This window comes from Synechococcus sp. MU1611, from assembly GCF_020514255.1.
Taxonomy (GTDB): Bacteria; Cyanobacteriota; Cyanobacteriia; order PCC-6307; family Cyanobiaceae; genus Parasynechococcus.
The window spans coordinates 107,540-131,466 of sequence record NZ_VTLC01000005.1; the positions used below are offsets into that span (position 1 = coordinate 107,540).

The window sequence follows — 23,927 nt, forward strand, 5'->3', positions numbered from 1 at the left end:
ACCATGTCACGAATCGGCAAAAACCCCGTTCCCGTCCCTGAGAAGGTCACGGTTTCCCTCGACGGACTCACCGTCAAGGTGAAAGGACCCAAGGGTGAACTGGAACGCACCCTTCCTGAAGGCGTCAGCGTCAGTCAGGACAACGACTCCATCGTGGTCTCACCCACGAGCACCAAGCGCATCTCCCGAGAGCGCCACGGCCTGAGCCGAACCCTGGTCGCCAACATGATCGAAGGGGTCAGCAACGGCTACAGCAAAGCTTTGGAGATCGTCGGCGTGGGCTCCCGTGCCCAGGTCAAAGGCAAAACCCTCGTGGTAAGTGCTGGCTACAGCCACCCCGTGGAGCTGGAGGCCCCTGAAGGCATCACCTTCAAGGTGGAAAACAACACCAGGGTGATCGTCTCCGGCATCGACAAGGAGCTGGTGGGCAACGAAGCCGCAAAGGTCCGCGCCGTCCGTCCCCCCGAGCCCTACAAGGGCAAGGGCATCAAGTACGAGGGCGAGCACATCCTGCGCAAGGCGGGCAAGTCCGGCAAGAAATAAGCCTTGTCCTGACGTTCCTTCCTTTCACCCACCATGTCCAAACTTTCCCGCAAACAACAGACGCAGAAACGCCACCGGCGTCTGCGCCGCCACATCACTGGCACCCCAGACCGTCCGCGGCTGGCAGTGTTCCGTTCCAACAATCACATCTACGCCCAAGTCATCGACGACGCGGCCCAGAGCACTCTCTGCTCTGCGTCCACCGTCGACAAAGAGCTGCGTACCGGTCTCAAGGCTCCTGCTGGTAGCTGCGACGCCTCCGTCGCCGTTGGCGAACTGGTGGCCAAGCGAGCCATCGCCAAAGGCATCCAGCAGGTGGTGTTCGACCGTGGCGGCAATCTGTACCACGGCCGGATTAAAGCCCTTGCCGACGCCGCCCGGGAAGCGGGCCTTCAGTTCTGATTCCTGCTTAACCCATGACAGATTCCTCCCCCCAATCCAATCCCAACGCCGTACCGGGTGCGGCCGACGTTCCAGCGGCAGCCGAAGGGCAGCAGCAACAGGAGCAACGCCGTGGTCGTGGCGACCGTGATGGTCGTCGTGGAGACCGTCGCGGCGGTCGCCGCGGCCAAGAGCGCGACTCCGAATGGCAGGAGCGTGTGGTGCAAATCCGCCGCGTCTCCAAGACCGTGAAAGGCGGCAAAAAGATGAGCTTCCGCGCCATCGTCGTCGTCGGCAACGAAAAAGGCCAAGTCGGCGTTGGTGTCGGCAAAGCTGGTGATGTGATCGGCGCCGTCCGCAAGGGTGTTGCCGACGGCAAAAAGCACCTCGTCAAAGTGCCATTGACCCGTCACAACTCCATCCCGACCCTCTCCAACGGTCGCGATGGTGCAGCAAGCGTGCTTATTCGCCCTGCAGCCCCTGGTACTGGTGTGATCGCCGGCGGATCCATCCGCACGGTGCTCGAACTCGCCGGCATCAAAAATGTCTTGGCCAAGCGCCTGGGCAGCAAGACACCCCTGAACAATGCCCGGGCTGCCATGGTGGCCCTGTCGCTTCTCCGCACCCACAAGGAGACGGCCAAGGAACGGGGAATCTCCCTCGAGCAGATCTACTCCTGATTCCCGATGACTCTCCGACTCGATTCCCTCAAATCCAATAAGGGCGCTCGTCGCCGCAAACTGCGCAAAGGTCGCGGCATCGCCGCAGGTCAGGGTGCCAGCTGCGGCTTCGGTATGCGCGGTCAAAAGTCCCGCTCTGGCCGCCCCACTCGTCCAGGCTTCGAAGGTGGCCAGATGCCTCTGTACCGCCGGGTACCGAAGCTGAAGCACTTCCCCCTGGTGAATCCCAAGCACTTCACTGTGCTCAATGTCTCGGCATTGAACAACGTGAACGAGGGCAGCACCGTCAACCTGGATTCCCTGGTCAAGGACGGCATTGTGACCAGCCCCAAGCATCCGCTGAAGATGCTCGGTAATGGCGAACTGACAGCCAAAAAGCTGACAGTTCAGGCCTCAGCGTTCACCGCCTCCGCCCGCACCAAGATCGAAGCTGCAGGCGGCACCTGCGAAACCCTCGACTAAACGGGGGCTCGTCCCCCAGTCAGCCCTAGGGTCTGAGCCGTCCGCTGGATTTCGATCCACGGGCGGCTTCTTGGCTTTTCGCCCAACTTCACTTTCCTCCAGACATGCTCGTCAGTCGGGGTCGCAACCCCAACGCCTCCGAAGTGATCAGCCAGCTGATCACCAACCCTGGGCTACGCAGTCGCGTGCTCACCACGCTCGGGCTGCTGCTGTTGGTGCGTCTTGGGATCTACATCCCAATGCCAGGAATTGATCGAGAAGCGTTCAAGCAGTTCATCGATCAGGGCGGACAACTGATCGGCTTCCTGGACATCTTCACCGGTGGTGGCATTTCCACCTTGGGCATCTTTGCCCTGGGGATCCTGCCATTCATCAATGCTTCGATCATCCTCCAACTGCTAACCGCAGCTTTGCCTCAGTTGGAGGATCTGCAGAAGAATGAAGGTGAGGCAGGTCGGAGAAAGATCGCCCAGATCACCCGTTATGTCGCCTTGGGCTGGGGTCTCGTCCAGAGCGTGGTCTTCGCAATGATCCTGCGCCAGTACGCCGTGGAAGGCCTGAGCGAAGTGGTCTTTGTCGTGCAGACAGCGCTTGCCTTGGTCACCGGGTCAATGGTGGTGATGTGGCTTAGTGAAGTCATCACAGAGCGGGGCATTGGCCAAGGCGCTTCCCTTGTGATTTTCCTGAACATCGTCGCAACACTGCCTCGCACGCTTGGTGCGACGATCGAAGCCGCTCAGACCGGTGACCGCGACACCGTTCTTGGCATCGTTGTTCTGGTGCTGGTGTTCCTGGCCACGATCGTCGGAATCATCTTCGTGCAGGAGGGAGCGCGCCGGATCCCCATCGTGAGTGCAAAGCGCCAGGTGGGTGGAGCAGGCGTTCTCCCCACCCGTCAGAGCTACCTACCGCTCAAGCTGAACGCTGGTGGGGTTATGCCGATCATTTTCGCCTCGGCCCTGATTTTTCTTCCGGTCACCATCGCCAATCTGACCAAAAGCGAGTTGTTGATCCGCGCAGCCAGCGCCCTGAACCCTGGAGCCGCTAACCCCTGGCCCTATGCGCTCACATTTTTTGCGTTGATCCTGGGTTTCTCGTATTTCTACGCATCACTCACCGTTAATCCCGCTGACATTGCCACGAACCTGAAACGCGGGGGTGTCGCCATTCCAGGCGTTCGCCCCGGCAGCGCCACCGCCACATATCTCTCGGGCGTCCAAAACCGTCTCACCTTGCTTGGTGGTCTGTTCCTCGGCGCCGTCGCGATCATTCCAGCTGGCGTCGAACGCGCCACCAATGTGCAGACCTTCCAAGGCCTTGGAGCCACTTCGCTGTTGATCTTGGTTGGCGTGGCCATCGACACGGCCAAGCAAGTCCAGACCTATGTGATTTCGCAGCGCTACGAAGGGCTCGTTCGCCAGTGAGCGCTGCTGAGCAGCGCACCTTCTGTTCTCTCAACTTCACGATTACGTCACCATGAAAAATCGCTTGCTCTTTCTTGGTCCTCCTGGAGCCGGCAAAGGCACCCAGGCTGCTCGCCTGTGCGATGCCAACAGCATGAAGCACCTGTCGACGGGTGATCTGCTGCGCTCCGAAGTCGCAGCAGGCAGCGAACTGGGCAAAGAAGCTGAAGCGGTGATGAACCGTGGCGAACTGGTCAGTGACGCCCTGGTGCTGGCCATCGTGGAAAGCCAGATGAAGGCTTTAACCACGGACGGCTGGCTTCTTGATGGGTTTCCCCGCACAGTCCCCCAGGCTGAAGCGCTGGAACCACTTCTCGCCGAACTCAAGCAACCCATCCAAGCCGTGGTTCTGCTGGAGCTCGATGACGCTGTTTTGATTGAACGGCTGCTGTCGCGGGGTCGCGCCGACGACAACGAAGCTGTGATCCGCAACCGCCTGGAGGTGTACCGGGAGAAGACAGCACCTCTAATTAGCTTCTACAGCGATAAGGAGCTGCTGGTGTCCGTCCCCGCCCAGGGCTCTGTCGAGGAGATCACCAAGCGGATCGAATTAGTGCTTGGTTGACCCGCATGGTAACGTTGCCGTTTGGAAATTTGGAGAGCCACGCCTCATGAAGGTGCGCAGCTCAGTCAAGAAAATGTGTGACAAGTGCCGGGTGATCCGTCGCCACGGCAAGGTCATGGTCATTTGCGCCAACCCCAAGCACAAACAGCGTCAGGGCTGATCCCCCGCTGTTCTGAACATCCTCGCCTCCAGGATCTCGGAGGCATCTGTCCTTTTCAATTGAACAACCGTGGCACGGATCGCCGGCGTTGACATTCCCCGCGACAAGCGGGTTGAAGTGTCCCTCACCTATATCTACGGAGTTGGTCTCACCCGCTCGCAGGCCATTCTGGCCAAAGCCGGTGTGAGCCCTGACATCCGGGTCAAAGATCTCGAGGACGGAGATCTTCAGAAGCTCCGGAATGCCATGGAGGAATACACCATTGAAGGTGACCTGCGCCGGCAGGAAGGCATGGCCTTGAAGCGCCTGCAGGACATTGGTTGCCTTCGTGGCCGTCGCCATCGCATGAGCCTTCCCGTTCGCGGACAGCGCACCCGCACCAACGCTCGGACCCGCCGCGGCGCGCGGAAAACTGTGGCCGGCAAGAAGAAGTAAGCCCTCAACGTCCTTAACCCTGACTGCATTCGGCCATGGCAAAAACCGTCAAAAAATCCGGGCCCAAGAAGGCCAAACGCAACGTCCCCAACGGTGTTGCTCATATCCAGAGCACCTTTAACAACACCATCGTTTCGATCACCGACACTGCCGGTGAAGTGATTTCCTGGTCGTCCGCAGGTGCGAGTGGCTTCAAAGGTGCCCGCAAAGGAACCCCTTTCGCTGCTCAAACGGCTGCAGAAGCAGCGGCCCGTCGTGCCCTTGATCAAGGGATGCGCCAAATCGAAGTTCTGGTGAGAGGTCCTGGATCAGGACGCGAGACCGCCATCCGCGCTCTCCAGGTTGCTGGCCTAGAAATCACGCTCATCCGTGACGTCACCCCCTTGCCTCATAACGGTTGCCGGCGGCCTAAGCGCCGCCGCGTCTGAACCGACCTGATTTCCGTCCGGTTTCTCCACTTACCCCGATTCAGACAGTGCTGCAGTACCAGATTGATCGCATTGAGCATCAGGTATCCGAGGATCGCGCCCAATCGGGTGTGTTCCTGATTGGTCCGCTTGAACGTGGCCAGGCCACGACCTTGGGCAACGCGCTGCGTCGCGTGCTGATGGGTGGGCTCGAAGGCAGTGCCGTGACCGCGATTCGTATTGCAGGAGTCAATCACGAATACGCCACGGTGCCTGGTGTTCGTGAGGACGTGCTCGACATCCTGTTGAACTGCAAGGAGCTCACTGTCAACAGCCGCTCTGGCGAGCTCGAGATCGGCCGCCTCGTTGTGGCTGGTCCTGCCGAAGTCAAGGCCGGCGACCTTCAGTTTTCCTCCCAGGTCCAGGTGGTCGACACCGATCGTCCGATCGCGACTGTGGCCGATGGACACAGCCTTGAGCTGGAAGTTCATGTGGAACGCGGCGTCGGTTATCGCCCTGTTGATCGTTACAACGAAGAAACCAGTGCGATTGATCTGCTCCAGATCGATGCGGTGTTCATGCCCGTAACCCGGGTCAACTTCACCATCGATGAAACCGCCGTTGCCGAAGGCGGTTCAGCACGGGAGCGCCTTCGGATTGAGATCGTCACTGACGGTTCCATTACCCCTGACGACGCCCTCGCTCAATCAGCCAATCAACTGATCGAGCTGTTCCAGCCGCTGGCCACGGTCACTCTTGTTGAGGAAGTCCCTGCTGAGCCGGAGCCTTCGGCAGAAGCACAGATTCCGCTGGAAGAGTTGAACCTTTCGGTTCGTGCCTACAACTGCCTCAAGCGCGCTCAGGTCAACTCCGTGTCTGATCTGATGGGCTTCAGCTATGAGGATCTGCTCGAGATCAAGAACTTCGGTTCTAAATCCGCTGATGAAGTGATCGAAGCCCTCGAGCGCATCGGCATCTCCATCCCCCAGAGCCGCACCTCTGCATAACTGCAGCACGGCCTGAACGTCCTTTTTCGTCTTCGTCACCGACAGAACCATGCGTCATCAATGCCGAGTTCCTCAGCTGGGACGCCCAGCTGACCAGCGCAAGGCAATGCTGCGCGCCCTGACCACCCAGCTGATTCGGGAAGGTCGGGTCACCACCACCAAGGCACGGGCCAAGGCGCTTCGCGACGAAGCCGAGCGCATGATCACCCTGGCAAAGGACGGCAGCCTCGCCTCCCGCCGCAGGGCCATGGGATACATCTACGACAAGCAGCTTGTCCACGCTTTGTTCGACAAGGCCCCCAACCGCTACAGCGATCGCAAAGGTGGTTACACCCGTATCACCCGGACTGTTCCCCGTCGTGGTGATAACGCCGAAATGGCCATCATTGAACTGGTCTGATCACACCTCACGTCAGTCCTGACGTTTGAACCTCGAACCCTCGTCTGCAGGTCCTGAGTCACCGTCCCTTCAGAGGATTGCGCTCAGTCTTCAGTACGAGGGCTCTTCGTTTTGTGGATGGCAGCGTCAAAGCAACGGTCGCAGCGTTCAGGCCGTGCTTGAGGATGCCATTGCACAGCTTGATCCGCATCGGCCTGTGCAGAGCTTCGCTGCAGGCCGAACTGACGCCGGTGTTCATGCTGCAGGCCAGGTCGTGCATTTCGACTGCAATGGTCCGATCCCGGCTCACAAATGGGCCCCCGCCTTGAACGGACGCCTCCCGAGCACGATTCGTGTGCGCGAATCCGTCGCCCGTCCGCTCGATTGGCATGCCTGTTATTCGGCCACATACCGGCGATACAGGTACACGATTTACAACGGTCGACGTCCCAACTTGTTTCTCAGTCCGTGGAGCTGGCACCGCTACCAGCACAAACTGAATGCGTCCCGCATGCGGGACGCACTGAACACGATGCTTGGCATGCACGATTTCAGTGCCTTCATGAAGGCAGGCAGCCGTCGCGCCCATGCCCGAACAACGGTGCAGGAGGTTCTCGTGGAGCGTGATGGCGATCTTCTCCGGGTCGAAATTCAGGCCAGTGGTTTCCTGTACGGCATGGTGCGACTGTTGATGGCCCAGTTGGTGGCGGTCGGCGAACAGCGTCTCAGCGTTACCGCCTTTGAGGATCGTTGGCGAGAGCGAAGACGCCACGAGGTGAAGGAGTCAGCGCCCGCATCCGGCCTCTGCCTGCTTCGTGCTGGCTATGCCGAGCCCATCTTCACAAAAGCCGGCTGGTACGATTGTCAACCGTGGTTTTTTCTGGCTGAGAGCGATCCACCTCCGGATCCACCCTCAACGCCGGGATAAACGGGCCTCTACTCGGAGTGCTGCCCAACTCGAAGGAGCTGGAGGGCTGAAGAGTAAGCTCGATCTTTGAGCCCCGTCAGGTCCAGCTCTGGACCGACCCCCTTTGCCCAGTTCCGCTGCAACAGGCGGGACATAACCGAACCGGCATGCCGGCGCGATGAACAAGACCTCTCTCCCCCCGATTGATTCGATCGACCGCCAGTGGTACGTGGTGGACGCTGAGAATCAGACCCTCGGCCGCCTTGCCACTGAGGTAGCCGCCGTGCTTCGCGGCAAGAACAACCCCAGCTTCACCCCCCATCTGGACACCGGTGATTTTGTCGTCGTTGTGAACGCCGAAAAAATCAAAGTCACCGGCAGAAAACCCCAGCAGAAGCTGTACCGCCGTCACTCCGGACGTCCCGGGGGCATGAAGGTTGAAACCTTTGAGGCTCTGCAGGAACGGATTCCAGAGCGGATTGTGGAGAAGGCCATCAAAGGCATGCTTCCTCACAACGCTCTGGGCCGCCAGATGTTCCGCAAGCTCAAGGTCTACAAGGGCACCGAGCATCCCCATGCGGCTCAGAAGCCCCAGCCTCTCCAGCTCAACCCCTCCGCATCCGCCAAATGAGCAGCAACTCCGTCGTTTACTGGGGCACTGGTCGCCGTAAGACCTCAGTCGCCCGTGTACGCCTTGTTCCTGGCAATGGAACGATCACGATCAATGGTCGTCCCGGTGACAACTATCTGAACTACAACCCCTCGTACATCGCAGCGGTCAAAGCTCCCCTGGAGACCCTTGGCCTCACTAGCGAATACGACATTCTGGTAAATGTTCACGGCGGTGGACTTACAGGTCAGTCAGGCGCCATCAAGCAGGGTGCAGCCCGCGCCCTCTGTGAGCTTTCCGCTGACAACCGCAAGCCTCTCAAGACGGAAGGTCACCTGAGCCGCGACCCCCGTGCCAAGGAACGTCGCAAGTACGGTCTCAAGAAAGCACGTAAGGCTCCTCAGTTCTCCAAGCGCTGATTTTTTACCAATGCCAAAGCCCGACATCCACCCCACCTGGTATCCCGACGCCAAGGTGATCTGCAACGGCGAAGTGGTCATGACCACTGGTGCCACCCAGCCAGAGATCCATGTCGACGTCTGGAGCGGCAACCACCCCTTCTTCACCGGCACCCAGAAGATCCTCGACACCGAGGGACGCGTGGACCGCTTCATGAAGAAGTACGGCATGGGCACCAAAAAGAAAGGTGCCGAACCAGCCCAGGCCGAGTCCAAGGCCTGAGGGTGAGCACGGGGCATGGACGCCTCGACGTTGTTTTCTCGGCTGGAAACGGCCACAGCCAGCTTCCGCAACCTCGAGCGGCAGCTGGCTGATCCTGATGTGGCCGCTGACCCAAAGCGGCTCGAATCGATCGCGCGGGAGCGATCAAGGCTTGAGCCGCTTGTGCTCGATTTTGAGGAACTGAAAAAGCTCGAGAACGAGCGGGATTCAGCACGTCAGCTGCTCAAAGACAGCCGCGGTGATGCCGCGATGGAGGAACTGGCCCAGGATGAACTGGTCAGCCTCCAGGAAAAGCACACAACGCTGACGGAGCGACTCACCCTGGCTCTACTACCGCGGGATCCCCGCGATGAGCGCAGTGTGATGCTCGAAATTCGAGCCGGTGCAGGAGGCGATGAGGCCTGTCTCTGGGCCGGTAATCTGGCTCGGATGTACGAGCGTTACAGCCAGAAGGTGGGCTGGGCGGTGCAGCCGATGAGCTGCACGGAGGCCGACCTGGGAGGGTTTCGAGAGCTGATCCTTTCGGTGCGCGGCGACAGCGTGTACAGCCAACTGAAATTTGAAGCGGGGGTCCATCGGGTTCAACGCGTCCCGGCTACGGAATCCCAGGGGCGGGTTCACACCTCCACCGCCACTGTGGCGGTGATGCCGGAAGCCGATGCGGTGGAAGTTCAGCTTGATCCAAAGGATCTGGAGATCAGCACCGCCCGCTCGGGTGGTGCAGGGGGACAAAACGTCAACAAGGTGGAAACCGCCGTGGACCTCCTCCACAAACCCACGGGCATCCGCGTGTTCTGCACCCAGGAACGCTCCCAGTTACAGAACCGGGAACGGGCCCTGGAAATCCTCCGGGCCAAATTGCTGGAGCGGGAACAAGCTGCTGCTGCGGAACGGGAAAGCAGCAAACGACGCGCTCAGGTCGGCAGTGGAGACCGCTCCGAAAAAATCCGCACGTACAACTACAAGGACAACCGAACCACCGATCACCGGCTGGGCCGGAACTTCACGCTGGAGCCTGTGCTGGAGGGCCAATTAGAGGACCTGATCGGTGCCTGCATCGCCGAAGAACAACGTCAGAAACTCGAAGCCCTGAGCGAACAGACCGACGCCTGACGTTCAAGAACCGATGACGTATTTCGCCCATTCCTGGTGATGGCCTGAATGGATCTGACGCCGAGCCTCGAAACTGAGGCTGCTGGCCGGACGGCGCGGCACATGGCTCAGAGGCATGGCCGCCTCCTTTGGCGTTCGGTTGCCCTTGCGCACATTGCAGCTGAGGCAGGCTGTTGTCACGTTTTCCCAGGTGTCGCCGCCTCCACGACTTCGTGGCATCACATGGTCGATCGACAACTGATCGTCACGACTGCCGCAGTACTGGCAGGTGTGGTTGTCCCGCTGAAACACATTGCGACGCGTCAGGGGCAGCTGGCGGAAGGGCACCCGTACGTATTGGCGCAATCGGATCACGGTCGGCAGGTGGGTGCCCTGACGCAGTTGCCGACAGGGGTCATGTTCCAGACCTTCGGCCTTGCCCTTCAGCATCATCACCACCGCCCGCCTCCAGGTGGTGATATTGAGCGGCTCATAGGACGCATTGAGAACGAGAACCTGGCCCATGCCAGCTCACTCAATAAGCTTCATGCTATCGGCGATGTGAAGCCGTCTCGGTAGCGCCGAGCACTGCCTGTGATTCCGGAGCTGAATCCACGTCAGCGCGCCTGGGTGGAAGTTTCACCTGCAGCGATTCGGGCCAACGCCAGGGCTCTCTGCCAGCACCTCGGCCCTCGCACCCAACTGATGGCGGTGGTGAAGGCCGATGGCTATGGCCATGGCGCTGAAACCGTTGCGCGTGCAGCGCTTCAAGGGGGAGCTTCCAGCCTTGGTGTGGCGACGCTGCAGGAAGGCCTCGAGCTGCGCCGGGCTGGTCTGGAGGCACCGGTGCTGTTGCTGAGCAACCTCCACGAACCGGACGATCTACACACCTGCCTGCACTGGCGATTGATGCCCACCCTGAGCAGCCTCAGCGATGCCCAGCTGTGCAACGCGCTCGCAGCCGACAGTGGTCGACGTTTCGACGTGCAGCTGAAGATCGACACCGGTATGGCACGGCTGGGCTGCTCCCTCAGCGACAGTCATCAGACCGCAGCGGGGCTTCAAAGCCTGGAACATTTGAATCTGGTGGGTATCTACAGCCATCTGGCCTGTGCAGACGAACCCGACGATTCCCTGACAAGCATCCAGCAGGATCGCTTCGTCAGCATGCTGTCGGCCGTGCCACAAGAGGGCGACAGCATCACCCGCCATCTAGCCAACTCCGCTGGAACCTTGCTCAATCGTGAGCTGCACCACGACCTCGTCCGCGTCGGCCTGGCCTTGTACGGCCATGCCCCAGCTGCCCACCTGAGCGACGTCATTCCCCTGCAACCCGCCCTGGCCGTACGTGCCCGGGTCAGCCTCATCCGTGCAGTCCCTGCCGGAACAGGTGTCAGCTACGGCCATCGCTTCGTCACGCAGCGCCCCTCCCGACTAGCGGTGGTGGGCCTGGGCTATGCCGATGGCGTTCTGCGGTCTCTCAGCGGACACATTCATGCCATACATCGGAATCACCTGCTCCCGCAGGTGGGGGCCATCACCATGGACCAGCTTCTGATTGATGCCACCGATGCACCCAAACTGAAAGAAGGCGACATCGTCACCTTGCTTGGTCGAGACGGCGAGCTTGAATTGAGCCCTCAACGTTGGAGCGATCACTGCGGTTCGATTCCCTGGGAAATCCTCTGCGGTTTCAAACGACGCTTGCCCCGCGTGGAAGTCTGACCAACTGCCCAGCACTTGGTACTCTGGGTGCGCCGCTGGAGAGGTGGCTGAGTGGTTGAAAGCGGCTCCCTGCTAAGGAGTTACAGGAGGCAACTTCTGTCGAGGGTTCGAATCCCTCCCTCTCCGTTCCAAGCTCATGTGCTTAATTCACCCGCTCCTCGGAGCTGGTGAACTGGCTGAGTTGCCGTGCCAACTCCGGCAAAAGGGATGCATCCCTGGCGCGATCAGGACCCGTTGTGAACACCACCAGCAAGGTCGGTGACTGCTGATCGGGAGCCTGAAACCAAGCCACATCATGACGGGCCTGACTCATCCAACCGGCCTTGCTCCACAGTTGCGTTTCCTCGGGTAAGCCCTCGCCGAGAAACCCATCCACCTGGTTCTCAGGATCGGCACGCCGCTGCTGCTGATCCAGCGAGCGCTGCAACAGACCTTGCAGCCGACGACATGCCGGCGGCGACACCACCGCACCGGTCATGACGGCCTCCAACATCCGGGCTGTCGCGACGGTGGACAAGCCATTGCGGTTGCTGTTGTCGGCTCCATAGAAGATTTTCTCCCGGCCATAGGGACCATCTCCCCAGGTCTTCTGACAGCAATTCACCGCCTCCAGCTCTGGCCAGGCCAAGCTCTGCAGCCAGGCATTGATCAAGCGACGCTGCTGGGTCCAGAGCTCCCAGCGCTCGCCATGGAGTGCAGGGCCGCTGGTGGTGCCCGTAAGCAGATCAACCACGAGCCCAGTGGCATCGTTGCTGGAGTCGGCGATCATGTCGCGCACGGCGCGCTGCAGTTCATCACCGTCTGGGATCAGGTCGCGCTGCAACCACTGCTCAACGGCGACGGCATAAAAAAGTTTGACCACGCTGGCCGGATAGAGGATCCGGTCTTGATTCCAGGAGGCGCCGCACCCCTGACCAGCCTCCGGTGCAGCATCGGTGTACCGCACCCAGGTGATCGCCAAACTGTTGCGCAGCCCCGGACGGCCGTCTGCATCGAGCGCATCGAGTGCCGTCTCAAGCCGAGCCGCCATGACGGGATCGGGACGGTAGAACGCCATAGCGATTCGATTGGGCCATGGCGACGTTAGGCACCCTGCTGGCCCCAGACCTGATTCAGACAGGTTCCAGCTGGCAGCTGTGTGAGGACGTCAATGGTTATGCACGACCTAATGGCGAGAATCTGACCACGCAGGCCTGTCGTGGACGCCGCTTTCGCATCTTGGAAAAGCAGCGCAACAGGATCGCCGTGCAGCTGCTGGAGGATGGTTACCGCTGCTGGTTGGACCTTGAGGCTGTCCTGGGGCGAGCTGAGCAATGCTCACCCTGGAGACCGTCGCCGCTGAGCGAGTCGGAAGTTGAACGGAGGCTGCCTGGCGTGCTCGCCTGGAGCGAAGCCGCCCAGCAACAGCCCAATACCTATCTGTGGGGCGGAACCACCGAGCCGGACATGGATTGTTCCGGCCTGATGCAAATGGCCTTCGCCAGCCAAAGCATTTGGATTCCGCGAGACGCCTACCAACAAGAACGGTTCTGCCAACCGATTGCTGCTCTTCCCGACGATTACAGCCTGCTGAAACCGGGAGATCTGCTGTTTTTCGGCACACGCCGGCGCTGCACCCATGTGGGGCTTCATCTCGGCGATGGCCGCTATCGCCACAGCTCAGGCCAGGCCCATGGGCGCAATGGAATCGGCATCGACAGTCTCCACAGCCGCGACCGACACCCGGTCGCTTGCCATTACCGAGCTGAATTTCGCAGCGCAGGTCGTGTGGTTCGTTGCCATGACGGATCCCATCTCTCCTGACGCTGTCAGCAAGATCGGCAGGGACCCTGCTTAAGTTGAGCGACTCGCAGCGCGACCGGCATGAGTGCACCTCTGAATCTCTCGGTGGTGGTGCCGCTGTACAACGAAGAGGAAAGCCTTCCCCATCTGGTTAACCAGCTCATCTCGGCACTGCGTCCAGCCGGTGAGACATTTGAACTGGTCCTTGTCGACGATGGATCCAGCGACCGCACCGCAGAGGTGCTGGCACAAGTCAGCAGCGACGTACCTGAAGTGGTGGCCGTGCTGCTGCGCAAGAACTATGGGCAGACCGCAGCCATGGCAGCAGGGTTTGACGTTGCTGGTGGAGAGGTCATCGTCAGCCTGGATGGAGATCTTCAGAACGATCCAGCCGACATCCCAATGCTGTTGGCCAAATTGCGAGAGGGATATGACCTCGTGAGTGGCTGGCGCCATCAGCGCCAGGACGCCGCGCTTCAACGCAAATTGCCCTCCCGGATGGCCAACCGTTTGATCGGACGGGTGACCGGCGTGCGACTTCATGACTACGGCTGCTCACTAAAGGCCTATCGACGGGAGGTGCTGGCAGATATGCGGCTGTATGGAGAGCTGCATCGCTTTCTTCCAGCCCTGGCCTTCATCGAGGGCGCACGGATCACCGAAGTCAAGGTGAACCACCGTGCCCGTCAGTTCGGCAGCAGCAAGTACGGGATCGACCGCACCTTCCGGGTGTTGATGGATCTGCTCACCGTCTGGTTCATGAAGCGGTTCCTGACCCGACCGATGTATGTGTTCGGCTTCGGGGGCTTGCTGGCGATTGCCGCCAGCTTGATTGCCAGCACCTACTTACTGGCGATCAAAGTGATGGGTGGCGACATCGCCAACCGCCCTCTGCTCACGCTGGCCGTTGTCCTTGGACTCGCTGGAATTCAACTCTTCTGTTTCGGACTCCTTGGCGAACTGCTGATCCGCACGTATCACGAAAGCCAGGGCAGGCCGATCTACCGCATCCGTGAAACGTTGCGAGGTGGCCGAGCCGGCTGACGGATCGAAACAGCAGCTGGAGCAGAGCGAAAAGGTGCGATCGCTGCTGCTGCCTCTTCAACCACACGTGGATCACTGTCCCGCAGCGCTTGGCGCAGCATGGGGAGCGCCGAACGATGCCCCCATCGAGCCGCCAAACGGACGGCACGCAACCGTTCCTCTGGCCCAGCCTCCATATCAGCTTTCAAGCGACGCTGCAAAGCAAGACGCTCCAGCTCGCTTGTTGGTGCCGTCCAAGACTCCAAAGAATCATCAGCGACATCCCCCACAGATGCAGGCTCAATCACCAGTTCCAGCTGGGCACGGTTGAGCTGCGCAACACCACTGGCATCGGTGCTGGAGAGCATCGGCTTCAGCGGTTTCCTGCGCAACCAGAGCACCACCGTGAGCAGGACGACGGCACCAGGGAGGAGAACGTTCTGCATGCGGATTGAACTTTTATGTCGCCGGTGCGACCTAAAGCAGGCCGTCAGATCGGACCTCCTTACAGTAGCTGCGAAGCTTTTGGCCTCGACATGACTGGAGATTTCGCTGCTGCCTGGCTGCCTGCGATTTTTGTGCCCATCACCGGAATCGTTTTTCCCGCAGTGTTCATCGTCCTTGTTGGTCGAGTGATCACCGCTGCCGAGTGACCGCGAACTGCGGATCGTTTCAACCCCTCAGCACTCGTAACTCATGACTGTCACTCCTGCTGCTGATCCCTGCGTCGGCAATCTTGCGACCCCCGTCAACAGCGGTTATTTCATCAAGGGACTGATCAACAACCTGCCCCTGTACCGCCCTGGGATTTCCCCGAACTTCCGTGGCCTGGAAACGGGCGCAGCGTTCGGTTATCTGCTCTTCGGCCCGTTCACCATCTGTGGCCCTTTGCGTGCCACCGAGTATCAGCAAACCGCCGGTCTCCTGGCCGCCATTGGTGCTGTTCACATCCTCAGCCTGCTGTTCCTGCTGTACAACCAGCCCGGCAAGCAACCCAACATCCCCCCGGCAGACGTCACGGTTGAGAATCCTCCCGCCGACCTCTTCACCCGCACAGGTTGGTCCGACTTCACCAGTGGGTTCTGGCTTGGTGGCTGCGGCGGCGCCGTTTTTGCCTGGTTCCTCTGCAACACCGTTCACGTTCAGGATCTGTTCAAGATCGCTGCTGGTGTCTGGAGCGTCGGCTGAATTCATTCACCCGAGCCCTTCACCCAAACCATTCATCCCCCGGTTGCTTGCCCCGCAGGCAACCGGGGGATTTTTCCTGCCAAGATCCACACACTTTTGAGACGTCCAGGTGCGGTCGATCTCCCAGCCGTTTCTCCGACGGCCGGTCCTTACGGTCGTCTGCAGCCTGCTGATCCTTCTGGCGGGCTGCACAGCGCTGTTCGGCCTGGGGCTAGAGGATCTTCCGCCACTCGCGCCCACCCGCGTCAGCGTTAACGCCAGCTTCCCTGCGGCTTCGCCAGAGGTGGTGGAGCAGAGCGTGACACGGGTGTTGGAACAACAGCTGAATGGCCTTGAAGGGGTCGAAAGCATCAGCTCAACCAGCAGGCAAGGCGGCGCCAGCATCTCGTTGCGATTCAACGCGGGAGATCCCGAGCTGAATGCCATCAAGGTGCAGAACGAGGTCAACCTCGCCAGCCGCCGGTTGCCTCAAGCGGTGACGCGCCAGGGACTCCAGGTGCGTCGCTCCTCGGAAGACCTGTTGATGATCTTGGGGTTCAGCCACCCACCCGATCAATACGTCCCGACTTTTCTCACAGGTTGGCTGGACCAGACCCTGCGCGACGCACTGCTCACCACACCAGGCATCGGCGATGTGCAGATCTTCGGCAGCAGTGAACTCTCCTTTCGCCTGTGGCTGGATCCGCAACGCCTCGAACAAACCAACCTGACCCTTGGCGATGTCAGCCGAGCCCTGGCTGAACAGAATGTATTGGCTGCCGTTGGCAGCATTGGCGCGGCCCCTGTTCCATCGGGCCAGCTGCTGAGCCTTCCGGTAGAAGCGGAGGGGCGCCTCCGCAGCAGGTCGGATTTCGAGAATCTCGTGTTGCGCCGGCTGGACAACGGCGGGCTGCTGCGACTGAAGGATGTGGGACGGGTTGCCCTCGGACAGCGCAACTACGGACGAGAGGCCATGAATTTGGACGGGGAGCGCTCCGTCGCCGTGGGGATCTACCAGCGTGACGGGGCCAATGCCCTGGAGGTGAGCAGGGCGATCAAGCGCAAGTTGCAGCAGTTGGGACCGAGCTTCCCGCCGGGCATCGAGCTTTCGATGATCGTTGATGTGGCCGACACGGTTGAGGCCAACCTCGATCGCACCTTCATCACATTGCGCGATGCCGTGCTGCTGGTGCTGGTCGTGCTGGTGCTGTTTTTGGGCCGATGGCGCCTCGCCCTGATCCCGGGCCTTGCCGTTCCGGTGGCGCTGGTGGGAAGCCTCAGCCTTGTGAAACTGAGCGGTTCCAACCTCAACAGCCTGATCCTGTTTGGGCTGGTGCTGGCCACCGGGATCGTTGTGGATGACGCCATCGTCGTAAGCGAAGACATCGCCGGACGCATCGAACAGGGCACCCCCCCCGAACAGGCGGCGGAAGACGCAATGGCTGAGCTGGCGACTGCTGTTGTGGCCACCTCATTGGTGTTGGCAGCCGTGTTCCTTCCCGTGCTGCTCATTCCTGGATCGATTGGACGCCTTTATCAACCCATCGCCCTGGCCATCAGCGGAGCGATTCTGTTCTCCACCTTGAATGCGCTCAGCTTCACCCCGATGGCCTGCGCCCGTGTGTTGGGTCCAGGTGGTGGACGTCTTCCTGGGGCCATCGGCAAGCTCAGCCGCTGGCTTCGGGAGGGAATGCAAACACTGCAATGCCAATACGCGAAGCACCTCGAGCACTGGCTGCAGCGAAAGCGGCTCATCGCCTGTGTGCTGCTGAGCGGCCTTGTCATCACAGCCTCAGGGTTGGCGGTGATGCCGACAGCTTTCATTCCCGATGACGACCAAGGTCAGATCCGCGGCTACTTCACCCTTCCCGACGGCGCCAGCCTCGAGCGCAGCGTGGCCGTGATGGACGACATCCGGCGCGTCGTCAGCGAAGAACCGCTGGTGCGCACCGGCAACTTTTATGCCGGCAGTTCGTTCGGGCAGAGCGGAGAAGACCGAGGGTCCTTTTACCTGCGACTGCAAGCCCTGAAGGATCGGCCCGGCGTTGAGCAGAGCAGTGGCGCCATCAAACGCCGACTCAACCGCGAGATTCAGCAACGGGTCGGCGATGCCAGGGTCGTGCTGATTACCCCTCCGGCAGTGCGGGGCTTCAGCAGTGAATCAGGACTCTCTCTTGAACTGCTGGACCGCAGCGGCGGCCAATTAAGCCTGGAGCAATTCGGCCGAGTCGCCCAAGAGTTCATCCAAACGGCTCAAGCAACAGAAAGCTTTGAACGGGTGAGCACCCGCTTTGATGCCAGTTTCCCCCGCTGGCGCCTGGAGCTCGATCGCGACCAACTGGCCGCTCTCGACCTCGACTACGGCGCAACACTGCGGGAAATCGGCACAGCCTTCGGTGGCCGCTACATCGACGACACCTTCGACGGCGGTCGGATCCGCTCGATTGTTCTGCAGCTGGATGGCCGCGAGCGACGTCGCCCCGAAGATCTCACCGGCCTAATGGTGCGGAATCGCAGCGGTGAGCTTGTGTCCGTGGCAACAGTGGCCAGCTTGAGCCGGGAGGAGGGCGTCAACAACATTCGCCATTTCGGACTCAACCGGGCGATCCGCATCACCGCCATCCCCGCTCCAATGGTCAGCAGCGGTGAAGCCATCAACGCTCTAACCCAGGCAGGAGATCGGATTGGAGGCAGCAACATCGGGTTGGCCTTCACAGGCCTTGCGTTGGAAGAACAAAGGGCTGCGCAGGTGACCTGGGTGCTGTTCGCCCTTGGTGTGACTGTGGTGTATCTGCTTCTGGCCGCGCTCTACGAGAGTTTCGTCGATCCGTTGATCATTCTGCTGACGGTGCCGATGGCTCTGCTCGGAGCTCTGATCGGCTTGAAATTGCGGGGCCTTCCACTGGATGTCTACGGCCAGATGGGACTCCTGGTGCTGGTGAGCCTGGCGGCCAAGAACGGAATTTTGATCGTGGAATTCGCCAACCAACGGCTTGCAGCAGGCCTGGAACTGCGCCAAGCCGTGATCGACGCTGCCGTGAACCGGATGCGCCCAATCCTGCTGACAGCGGTCACATCCTTGGCGGGTTTCCTGCCTCTTCTGCTCGCCCGGGGCACGGGAGCCGCCAGCCGTATCAGCATCGGCACCGTGGTCTTCAGTGGACTGCTAGTGGCCTCTTTGCTGTCCCTGTTTGCAGTCCCTGCCGTCTACCTGCTGTTGAAACGCGATCGAATGCCCACCGCGTAGGGTGCTGCCTCGATCCAATGGTTCTGCTGCTGGAAGGAACGATGACCATCACCCCGCGGGCAACGACGGCAACCAGTTCCCAGGCGCAGTTCTTCGACTACGCCTCAGCGGCCAATCCCCTGCAGCAGGGGCTGATCAGCACGATCCCCTACCGGAGCTTTTCAGCCAGTTTCTTTGATGAGACCGGGACGGCCCTTCAATCTCTTGATTTGAGTGCCGACTTGCACTGCGAGGGCCCGGCCACCGGTCCATCCCTCTGCGGCAATTTCATTCGACTGGATCAAGGAGCACTCCGCACCAATGCGGATGCAACAAGTCAACTGTTCTTCGTTGCCCGAGGCCGTGGGCAAACCGAAGCCTGTGGTCAGGTTTTTCACTGGAGCGCAGGAGATACGTTCGTCCTTCCGGCAGGCGGGGAAGCGATCCATAGCAGCAAGGGTCGCGCCGGCCTCTACTGGGTGCACGATGCCCCCCTGCTTCGTTATCTGGGCGTGACCACCGTGAAGCCGGTGTTTCAACCCTGCTTTTACAGCCATCAAGATGCTCGCGCTGAGCTGGATGCCATCGCCAAAAATCCTCGAGGAGCCAACGCCAATCGGGTGAGTGTGCTGTTAGGCAACGACGCATTTCCTCAGACACGAACCGTCACTCACACCCTGTGGGCCATGTTGGGAATTCTCCCCGCAGGTCAGATCCAACGCCCGCATCGACACCAGTCGATCGCTCTTGATTTTGCGGTGGCCTGCCAACCGGGGTGCTACACGATGATTGGCACCGAACTGGACGCCAACGGAATGATCCGCAATGGTCACCGGGAAGACTGGGTGACCGGTGCAGCCTTCGTGACACCCCCGGGCTACTGGCACTCACACCACAATGAGTCCGGCGCAGACGCCTATGTGCTGCCGATCCAGGATGCAGGACTGCACACCTACCTCCGCACGCTCGACATTGCTTTCAGCAATCAAAGACGGGGTGAACGAGAGCCATTGAGCAACACCCCCTAAGGGGGAAGAGGTCAACGGGTAAGCAGCTGATGATCCACCGACGTCAGCGCACCGTTGATTGCATAACGACGCGCAATTCGCTCGAGACGCGTCGGACTCGACAACCAAAGCGCTTCGATGCTGAACGTCTGGTTGGGATCAATCTGCAGCGGCGCCAGAAACGCACCTCCGTCGGGCAAGAAGACCCACTGCTCAAGATCGTCCGCTTCAAGCCGAAGGCCATCTCCTGGGGAGTTGATATCGCAACCCCAGTCCCCCATAAGTTGATTGGCCTCCAAGGGTGGACACTCGACCGCTGAACTCCCGACAAGGAACTCTCGGATCAAAACGATCCGATCCAACTGCCCTGCACTGTCCCAAAGCAGAACCAGGCGATGGCGCCGTTCGTTGTGCAAAAAACCGAATTCGGCATAGAGCGTGCTCCAGTTGGAACGCTGCAGCGTGCCTCTGGAAAAGCTGCCCGTAGCGAAGACACCCATATCGGGATCAACGCGCATGAAGCTTTGAACAATCCGTTTTTCAGGCTCGCCGGCGGGAGTTTGCAGGAGAGATCCCGACCCCTCCGGCCAGAACAGCAACGTCAGATGAAGAGCGATCCCGGAGAGCGCCGGTTGAAGCGTGAGCAGAGATGGCTGACGTTTGGTTCGTTGCAACGATCGGTCCATGGTGTCGAACCAGCCGCGCCACTCACCAACGTTCCGCAGCAGAAGCTCCCATTCATCCACGATCAGCCTGGTCTTGATCCGACAGCAGAGGCTAGGCAGAGCCAGGACCAAAAGGACAGAAAAAGTTCAACGCAAGTTCCCTTGACCTTTCAGCGGGACGCCAACAAGGTTGTGCGCGGAGTCTCCGCGAAGAGATCTCGATAGGCACTTGCGAAGTGATTCCGACTAGCAAAGCCAAAATGCTCGGCGGTCTGCTGGACGGTGTAACAACCCAACCGTTGCTGGAGATCAGGATTGGACAGCGCTTCGTGCACTTGCTGCAACCGAATACGACGCATCAATGCCATCGGGCCATAACCAAACATTTCACGACAACTCACGGTGAGTGTTGTCTTGGTGGTGAACAACATTTGACACACCGAGCTCAGTGAGATGGGCGTCATGCTCGATCGAAAGGAAAAGCGAACCAACTCCTGCACAAGATCAGTGTGATGGTTTTTTTGCACAGGCTGTAGAAGAGCTGAAGTCTCTGGCGAAAGAGACTCGATCAGCTGCGCTTCAAGAAAATCAGCTTGGAAAGGCTGTGGCACATCAGCACCCTGCCAGGCGGGAAGCACCATCAACTGACGCAACTTGCGATGAACCATTGGGGGAAGAATGGCTGTGTTGTTGTGCTCCATTCGATTGGCAATCTCGGATGCACCCATCAGTTCGACCCAGGTGTCAATGCGACGACGATCGACAAGAGCAGCTGCAATCCGATTGCCACCTGGAGACGTTCTCATCAATGTCTCCTTCATCTTGGTGTTGAATCCAGCCAGGGCATTCGGAGCCAACGACTCACCAAAATGACGGTGGTCGCTGTAGTTGTCCGTATGTTCAATCGTGAATGGCAACCAGCGAGGGTGACGTGTGCCCTCCACCAACAACGCCTGATCTGCTTGCATCGAAACAAGCAGGATTCCATCCTGATGGTCGACCCTTAGACGTCCACGAAGGGGGCCTGGCGACACCTGAACGATGTTGTAATCACAGCCAAGCTGCCTCCACAACCGCGCACACTCCTCCGCACTGTTGAATAACCGGTCGCAACAGGGCAACAGAACAGACGATGGCGCGGTTTTAGGGATCAGATGTGAACCAAAAAAGATTTCATGCAAGTTAGCCAACAATCACTAATCAGATGATGATCAGTAACCAAATTCCTACTGAATGAGATTCCCACAAGAAAAATCCCCACCCGGATAACCGGATGGGGATAAGTGAAACGAGGAACGACTCGTCGCCGGTTGAATCAGGAAAGAATCAACCGAACTTTCCTGAAGTCGAAGCTATCAGGAAGGCTGCGTACGTCAGCACATAGCCGACCGTGAAGTGGGCGAGACCAACAACACGAGCCTGAACGATGGAGAGAGCCACAGGCTTGTCGCGGTAACCCATCATGTTGGCGATGGGGCTGCGCTGGTGTGCCCAGACAATGGTCTCGATCAGTTCCTGCCAGTAACCCCGCCAGGAGATCAGGAACATGAAACCGGTAGCCCATACCAGGTGACCGAAGAGGAACATCCAGGCCCAGACGGCCAGGTTGTTGCTTCCAAACGGGTTGTAACCGTTAATCAGCTGGGAGGAGTTGAGCCACAGGTAGTCACGGAACCAACCCATCAGGTAGGTGCTGGATTCGTTGAACTGAGCAACGTTGCCAGACCAGATCGCCAGGTGCTTCCAGTGCCAGTAGAAGGTCAGCCAACCCACGGTGTTCAGGGCCCAGAAGACTGCCAGATAGAAGGCGTCCCAGGCAGAGATGTCGCAGGTACCGCCACGGCCGGGGCCGTCGCAGGGGAAGGAGTAGCCGAAATCCTTCTTATCGGGCATCAGCTTGGAGCCGCGAGCATCCAGGGCACCCTTCACGAGGATGAGGGTGGTGGTGTGCAGACCCAAAGCGATGGCATGGTGAACAAGGAAGTCACCAGGGCCGATCGGCAGGAAGACATCGGTGTTGCCGTTGATGGCATCAAGCCAGTAGTGGTCGCCAGGAATGTTCTGGGACGCAAGGCTGGCGGAGCTGGAGGCATTGGAGAGCAGCACGTCCATTCCATACATGGCCTTGCCAGAGGCGGCCTGTACGAACTGGGCGAAAACGGGCTCAACCAGAATCTGCTTCTCGGGGGTACCGAAGGCAACGACCACATCGTTGTGGACGTAGAGACCCAGGGTGTGGAATCCGAGGAACAGGGAGACCCAGCTCAGGTGACTGATGATCGCTTCTTTGTGCTCGAGCATCCGAGCCAGGACGTTGTCCTTATTGGCTTCGGGGTCGTAGTCACGGATGAAGAAGATCGCACCGTGAGCAAAGGCACCACACATCAGCGCAATGGCGATGTACTGGTGATGGGTGTACAGGGCTGCCTGGGTTGTGTAGTCCTTCGCGATGAAGGCATACGACGGCATCGAGTACATGTGCTGCGCAACGAGGCTGGTGATCACGCCAAGGGAGGCGAGAGCCAAACCAAGCTGGAAGTGCAGGCTGTTGTTGATGGTGTCGTAGAGACCTTTGTGGCCCGCACCCAGATCACCAGGAGTGCCCTGGGGAGGGTTGTGGGTTTCAAGGATCTCCTTGATGGAGTGACCGATACCGAAGTTGGTCCGGTACATGTGGCCGGCGATCACGAAGATGCAACCGATAGCCAGGTGGTGGTGGGCGATGTCCGTCAGCCAGAGAGCTTCTGTCTGAGGGTGGAAGCCACCAAGGAAGGTGAGGATGGCGGTGCCGGCACCTTCGGAACTACCAAAGACCTGATTCAGAGAATCGGGATTTTCGGCATACACACCCCAGTTACCGGTGAAGAAGGGTCCAAGACCGGCGGGGTGAGGCAGAACGTTGAGGAAGTTGTCCCATCCAACGTGCTGACCGCGGGCTTCGGGGATCGCAACGTGAACCAGGTGACCGGTCCACGCGATGGAACTGAAGCCGAACAGAACAGCCAGATGGTGGTTCAGACGCGATTCAGCGTTTTTGAACCAGGCCAGGGAAGGACGGAACTTGGGCTGCAGATGCAGCCAGCCGGCGAAGAGGGCCCAAGCCGACAGGATCATCATGAAGATGGAACCCTGATACAGCTCGGCATTCGTCGTCATGCCGATTGTGTAGAACCAGTGATACAGGCCTGAGTAGGCGATGTTCACCGGGGAGGAAGCACCCGCCTGGGTGAAGGCGTCAATGGCGCCTTGACCGAAGTGGGGATCCCAGATTGCGTGAGCGATGGGGCGCACGTGCAGGGGGTCGGCGACCCACTGCTCGAAGTTGCCCTGCCAGGCGATGTGGAACAGGTTTCCCGAAACCCACAGGCCGATGATCGCGAGGTGACCGAAATGGGTGGAGAAGAGCTTCTGATAGAGGCGCTCCTCCGTCATTCCGTCATGGCTCTCGAAGTCGTGAGCCGTGGCGATCCCGTACCAAATACGGCGGGTTGTCGGGTCCTGGGCCAGACCCTGGCTGAACGAAGGAAATTTCGTTGCCATTAGAGGGAGAGGTCAGGTGA

Annotated in this window: 29 protein-coding genes and 1 tRNA gene; 24 read left to right on the top strand and 6 right to left on the bottom strand. The window is 59.8% G+C overall.

What is annotated here, in order from left to right:
* Positions 1–3: 3 nt before the first annotated feature.
* From rplF to prfA, 16 genes are all read left to right on the top strand, one after another.
* Positions 4–543: a 50S ribosomal protein L6 gene (gene rplF / locus FZZ92_RS10685; protein ID WP_115022789.1), complete on the top strand. Its 540-nt coding sequence runs from the start codon at positions 4–6 to the stop codon at positions 541–543.
* A 33-nt stretch (positions 544–576) separates the two neighbouring features.
* The gene (rplR, locus tag FZZ92_RS10690; protein ID WP_115022787.1) at positions 577–945 is read left to right on the top strand and encodes a 50S ribosomal protein L18; all 369 of its coding nucleotides are present in this window, start codon (positions 577–579) and stop codon (positions 943–945) included.
* A 14-nt stretch (positions 946–959) separates the two neighbouring features.
* Complete coding sequence (gene rpsE, locus FZZ92_RS10695) at positions 960–1,604, top strand: 30S ribosomal protein S5 (RefSeq protein WP_011363379.1); 645 nt, start codon at positions 960–962, stop codon at positions 1,602–1,604.
* 6 nt (positions 1,605–1,610) lie between these two features.
* Complete coding sequence (gene rplO, locus FZZ92_RS10700) at positions 1,611–2,066, top strand: 50S ribosomal protein L15 (RefSeq protein WP_226423197.1); 456 nt, start codon at positions 1,611–1,613, stop codon at positions 2,064–2,066.
* Between the two features lie 104 nt (positions 2,067–2,170).
* Positions 2,171–3,490, top strand: a complete 1,320-nt coding sequence (secY, locus tag FZZ92_RS10705) for a preprotein translocase subunit SecY (protein ID WP_115022783.1) — start codon at positions 2,171–2,173, stop codon at positions 3,488–3,490.
* 52 nt (positions 3,491–3,542) lie between these two features.
* Positions 3,543–4,094: an adenylate kinase gene (locus FZZ92_RS10710; protein WP_226423198.1), complete on the top strand. Its 552-nt coding sequence runs from the start codon at positions 3,543–3,545 to the stop codon at positions 4,092–4,094.
* A gap of 46 nt (positions 4,095–4,140) precedes the next feature.
* The gene (gene rpmJ / locus FZZ92_RS10715) at positions 4,141–4,254 is read left to right on the top strand and encodes a 50S ribosomal protein L36 (protein WP_006850859.1); all 114 of its coding nucleotides are present in this window, start codon (positions 4,141–4,143) and stop codon (positions 4,252–4,254) included.
* A 69-nt stretch (positions 4,255–4,323) separates the two neighbouring features.
* Positions 4,324–4,689 carry a 30S ribosomal protein S13 gene (rpsM, locus tag FZZ92_RS10720; protein WP_115022779.1) on the top strand — a complete coding sequence of 122 codons (366 nt, stop codon included), beginning with the start codon at positions 4,324–4,326 and terminating at the stop codon, positions 4,687–4,689.
* A 35-nt stretch (positions 4,690–4,724) separates the two neighbouring features.
* Positions 4,725–5,117 carry a 30S ribosomal protein S11 gene (gene rpsK, locus FZZ92_RS10725; RefSeq protein ID WP_006850182.1) on the top strand — a complete coding sequence of 131 codons (393 nt, stop codon included), beginning with the start codon at positions 4,725–4,727 and terminating at the stop codon, positions 5,115–5,117.
* A 47-nt stretch (positions 5,118–5,164) separates the two neighbouring features.
* On the top strand, positions 5,165–6,103 hold the full coding sequence (locus FZZ92_RS10730) for a DNA-directed RNA polymerase subunit alpha (RefSeq protein WP_115022776.1): 939 nt from the start codon (positions 5,165–5,167) through the stop codon (positions 6,101–6,103).
* 49 nt (positions 6,104–6,152) lie between these two features.
* A complete protein-coding gene (gene rplQ, locus FZZ92_RS10735; RefSeq protein WP_006851925.1) occupies positions 6,153–6,503 on the top strand; it encodes a 50S ribosomal protein L17 in 351 nt (116 codons plus the stop codon).
* Between the two features lie 25 nt (positions 6,504–6,528).
* The gene (gene truA, locus FZZ92_RS10740; RefSeq protein ID WP_226398183.1) at positions 6,529–7,410 is read left to right on the top strand and encodes a tRNA pseudouridine(38-40) synthase TruA; all 882 of its coding nucleotides are present in this window, start codon (positions 6,529–6,531) and stop codon (positions 7,408–7,410) included.
* Positions 7,411–7,567: 157 nt separating this feature from the next.
* Positions 7,568–8,020 (top strand): 50S ribosomal protein L13, encoded by a 453-nt coding sequence (gene rplM / locus FZZ92_RS10745; RefSeq protein WP_115022773.1) that lies wholly within the window; start codon positions 7,568–7,570, stop codon positions 8,018–8,020.
* Positions 8,017–8,418, top strand: coding sequence for a 30S ribosomal protein S9 (gene rpsI / locus FZZ92_RS10750; RefSeq protein ID WP_115022771.1), 402 nt, complete (start codon positions 8,017–8,019; stop codon positions 8,416–8,418). The genes rplM and rpsI overlap by 4 nt, the downstream gene beginning before the upstream one ends.
* Positions 8,419–8,428: 10 nt before the next feature.
* Positions 8,429–8,680 carry a 50S ribosomal protein L31 gene (gene rpmE / locus FZZ92_RS10755; RefSeq protein ID WP_115022769.1) on the top strand — a complete coding sequence of 84 codons (252 nt, stop codon included), beginning with the start codon at positions 8,429–8,431 and terminating at the stop codon, positions 8,678–8,680.
* 15 nt (positions 8,681–8,695) lie between these two features.
* Complete coding sequence (prfA, locus tag FZZ92_RS10760; RefSeq protein ID WP_226423199.1) at positions 8,696–9,793, top strand: peptide chain release factor 1; 1,098 nt, start codon at positions 8,696–8,698, stop codon at positions 9,791–9,793.
* A gap of 3 nt (positions 9,794–9,796) precedes the next feature.
* On the opposite strand, the gene FZZ92_RS10765 is transcribed toward prfA, so the two are convergent.
* Positions 9,797–10,297, bottom strand: a complete 501-nt coding sequence (locus tag FZZ92_RS10765; RefSeq protein WP_115093359.1) for an HNH endonuclease — start codon at positions 10,295–10,297, stop codon at positions 9,797–9,799.
* A 69-nt stretch (positions 10,298–10,366) separates the two neighbouring features.
* Here FZZ92_RS10765 and alr point away from each other — a divergent pair, with 69 nt between their 5' ends.
* Together alr and FZZ92_RS10775 are read left to right on the top strand one after the other, a co-directional pair.
* A complete protein-coding gene (gene alr, locus FZZ92_RS10770) occupies positions 10,367–11,497 on the top strand; it encodes an alanine racemase (protein ID WP_226423200.1) in 1,131 nt (376 codons plus the stop codon).
* Positions 11,498–11,534: 37 nt separating this feature from the next.
* Positions 11,535–11,623: transfer RNA gene (locus FZZ92_RS10775), tRNA-Ser, on the top strand.
* Positions 11,624–11,639: 16 nt separating this feature from the next.
* On the opposite strand, the gene FZZ92_RS10780 is transcribed toward FZZ92_RS10775, so the two are convergent.
* Positions 11,640–12,554: a serine hydrolase gene (locus FZZ92_RS10780; RefSeq protein ID WP_226423201.1), complete on the bottom strand. Its 915-nt coding sequence runs from the start codon at positions 12,552–12,554 to the stop codon at positions 11,640–11,642.
* Positions 12,555–12,571: 17 nt separating this feature from the next.
* Between FZZ92_RS10780 and FZZ92_RS10785 the strand changes: the two genes are divergently transcribed.
* Both FZZ92_RS10785 and FZZ92_RS10790 read left to right on the top strand, forming a co-directional pair.
* Entirely contained in the window at positions 12,572–13,300 is a 729-nt protein-coding gene (locus FZZ92_RS10785) for a C40 family peptidase (protein ID WP_226423202.1), read from the top strand.
* 60 nt (positions 13,301–13,360) lie between these two features.
* Complete coding sequence (locus FZZ92_RS10790; RefSeq protein WP_226423203.1) at positions 13,361–14,323, top strand: glycosyltransferase family 2 protein; 963 nt, start codon at positions 13,361–13,363, stop codon at positions 14,321–14,323.
* On the opposite strand, the gene FZZ92_RS10795 is transcribed toward FZZ92_RS10790, so the two are convergent.
* Positions 14,281–14,748, bottom strand: a complete 468-nt coding sequence (locus FZZ92_RS10795; RefSeq protein ID WP_226423204.1) for a HEAT repeat domain-containing protein — start codon at positions 14,746–14,748, stop codon at positions 14,281–14,283. The genes FZZ92_RS10790 and FZZ92_RS10795 overlap by 43 nt on opposite strands.
* A 90-nt stretch (positions 14,749–14,838) precedes the next feature.
* Between FZZ92_RS10795 and FZZ92_RS10800 the strand changes: the two genes are divergently transcribed.
* The 4 genes from FZZ92_RS10800 to FZZ92_RS10815 all read left to right on the top strand — a co-directional run bounded on the left by FZZ92_RS10800 (position 14,839) and on the right by FZZ92_RS10815 (position 19,723).
* The gene (locus tag FZZ92_RS10800; RefSeq protein WP_006851672.1) at positions 14,839–14,955 is read left to right on the top strand and encodes a photosystem I reaction center subunit VIII; all 117 of its coding nucleotides are present in this window, start codon (positions 14,839–14,841) and stop codon (positions 14,953–14,955) included.
* 43 nt (positions 14,956–14,998) lie between these two features.
* Positions 14,999–15,490 (top strand): photosystem I reaction center protein subunit XI, encoded by a 492-nt coding sequence (locus FZZ92_RS10805; RefSeq protein WP_115022755.1) that lies wholly within the window; start codon positions 14,999–15,001, stop codon positions 15,488–15,490.
* 109 nt (positions 15,491–15,599) lie between these two features.
* Positions 15,600–18,716 carry an efflux RND transporter permease subunit gene (locus FZZ92_RS10810; RefSeq protein ID WP_226423205.1) on the top strand — a complete coding sequence of 1,039 codons (3,117 nt, stop codon included), beginning with the start codon at positions 15,600–15,602 and terminating at the stop codon, positions 18,714–18,716.
* A 41-nt stretch (positions 18,717–18,757) separates the two neighbouring features.
* Entirely contained in the window at positions 18,758–19,723 is a 966-nt protein-coding gene (locus FZZ92_RS10815; protein ID WP_226423206.1) for a cupin, read from the top strand.
* Between the two features lie 11 nt (positions 19,724–19,734).
* Here the strand turns inward: FZZ92_RS10815 and FZZ92_RS10820 are convergent, their stop codons facing one another.
* The 3 genes from FZZ92_RS10820 to psaB form a co-directional block, all read right to left on the bottom strand.
* Complete coding sequence (locus FZZ92_RS10820; RefSeq protein WP_226398173.1) at positions 19,735–20,448, bottom strand: DUF3598 family protein; 714 nt, start codon at positions 20,446–20,448, stop codon at positions 19,735–19,737.
* 89 nt (positions 20,449–20,537) lie between these two features.
* A complete protein-coding gene (locus FZZ92_RS10825) occupies positions 20,538–21,335 on the bottom strand; it encodes a helix-turn-helix domain-containing protein (protein WP_226423207.1) in 798 nt (265 codons plus the stop codon).
* 358 nt (positions 21,336–21,693) lie between these two features.
* On the bottom strand, positions 21,694–23,907 hold the full coding sequence (gene psaB, locus FZZ92_RS10830; protein ID WP_166017519.1) for a photosystem I core protein PsaB: 2,214 nt from the start codon (positions 23,905–23,907) through the stop codon (positions 21,694–21,696).
* Between the last annotated feature and the right edge of the window lie 20 nt (positions 23,908–23,927).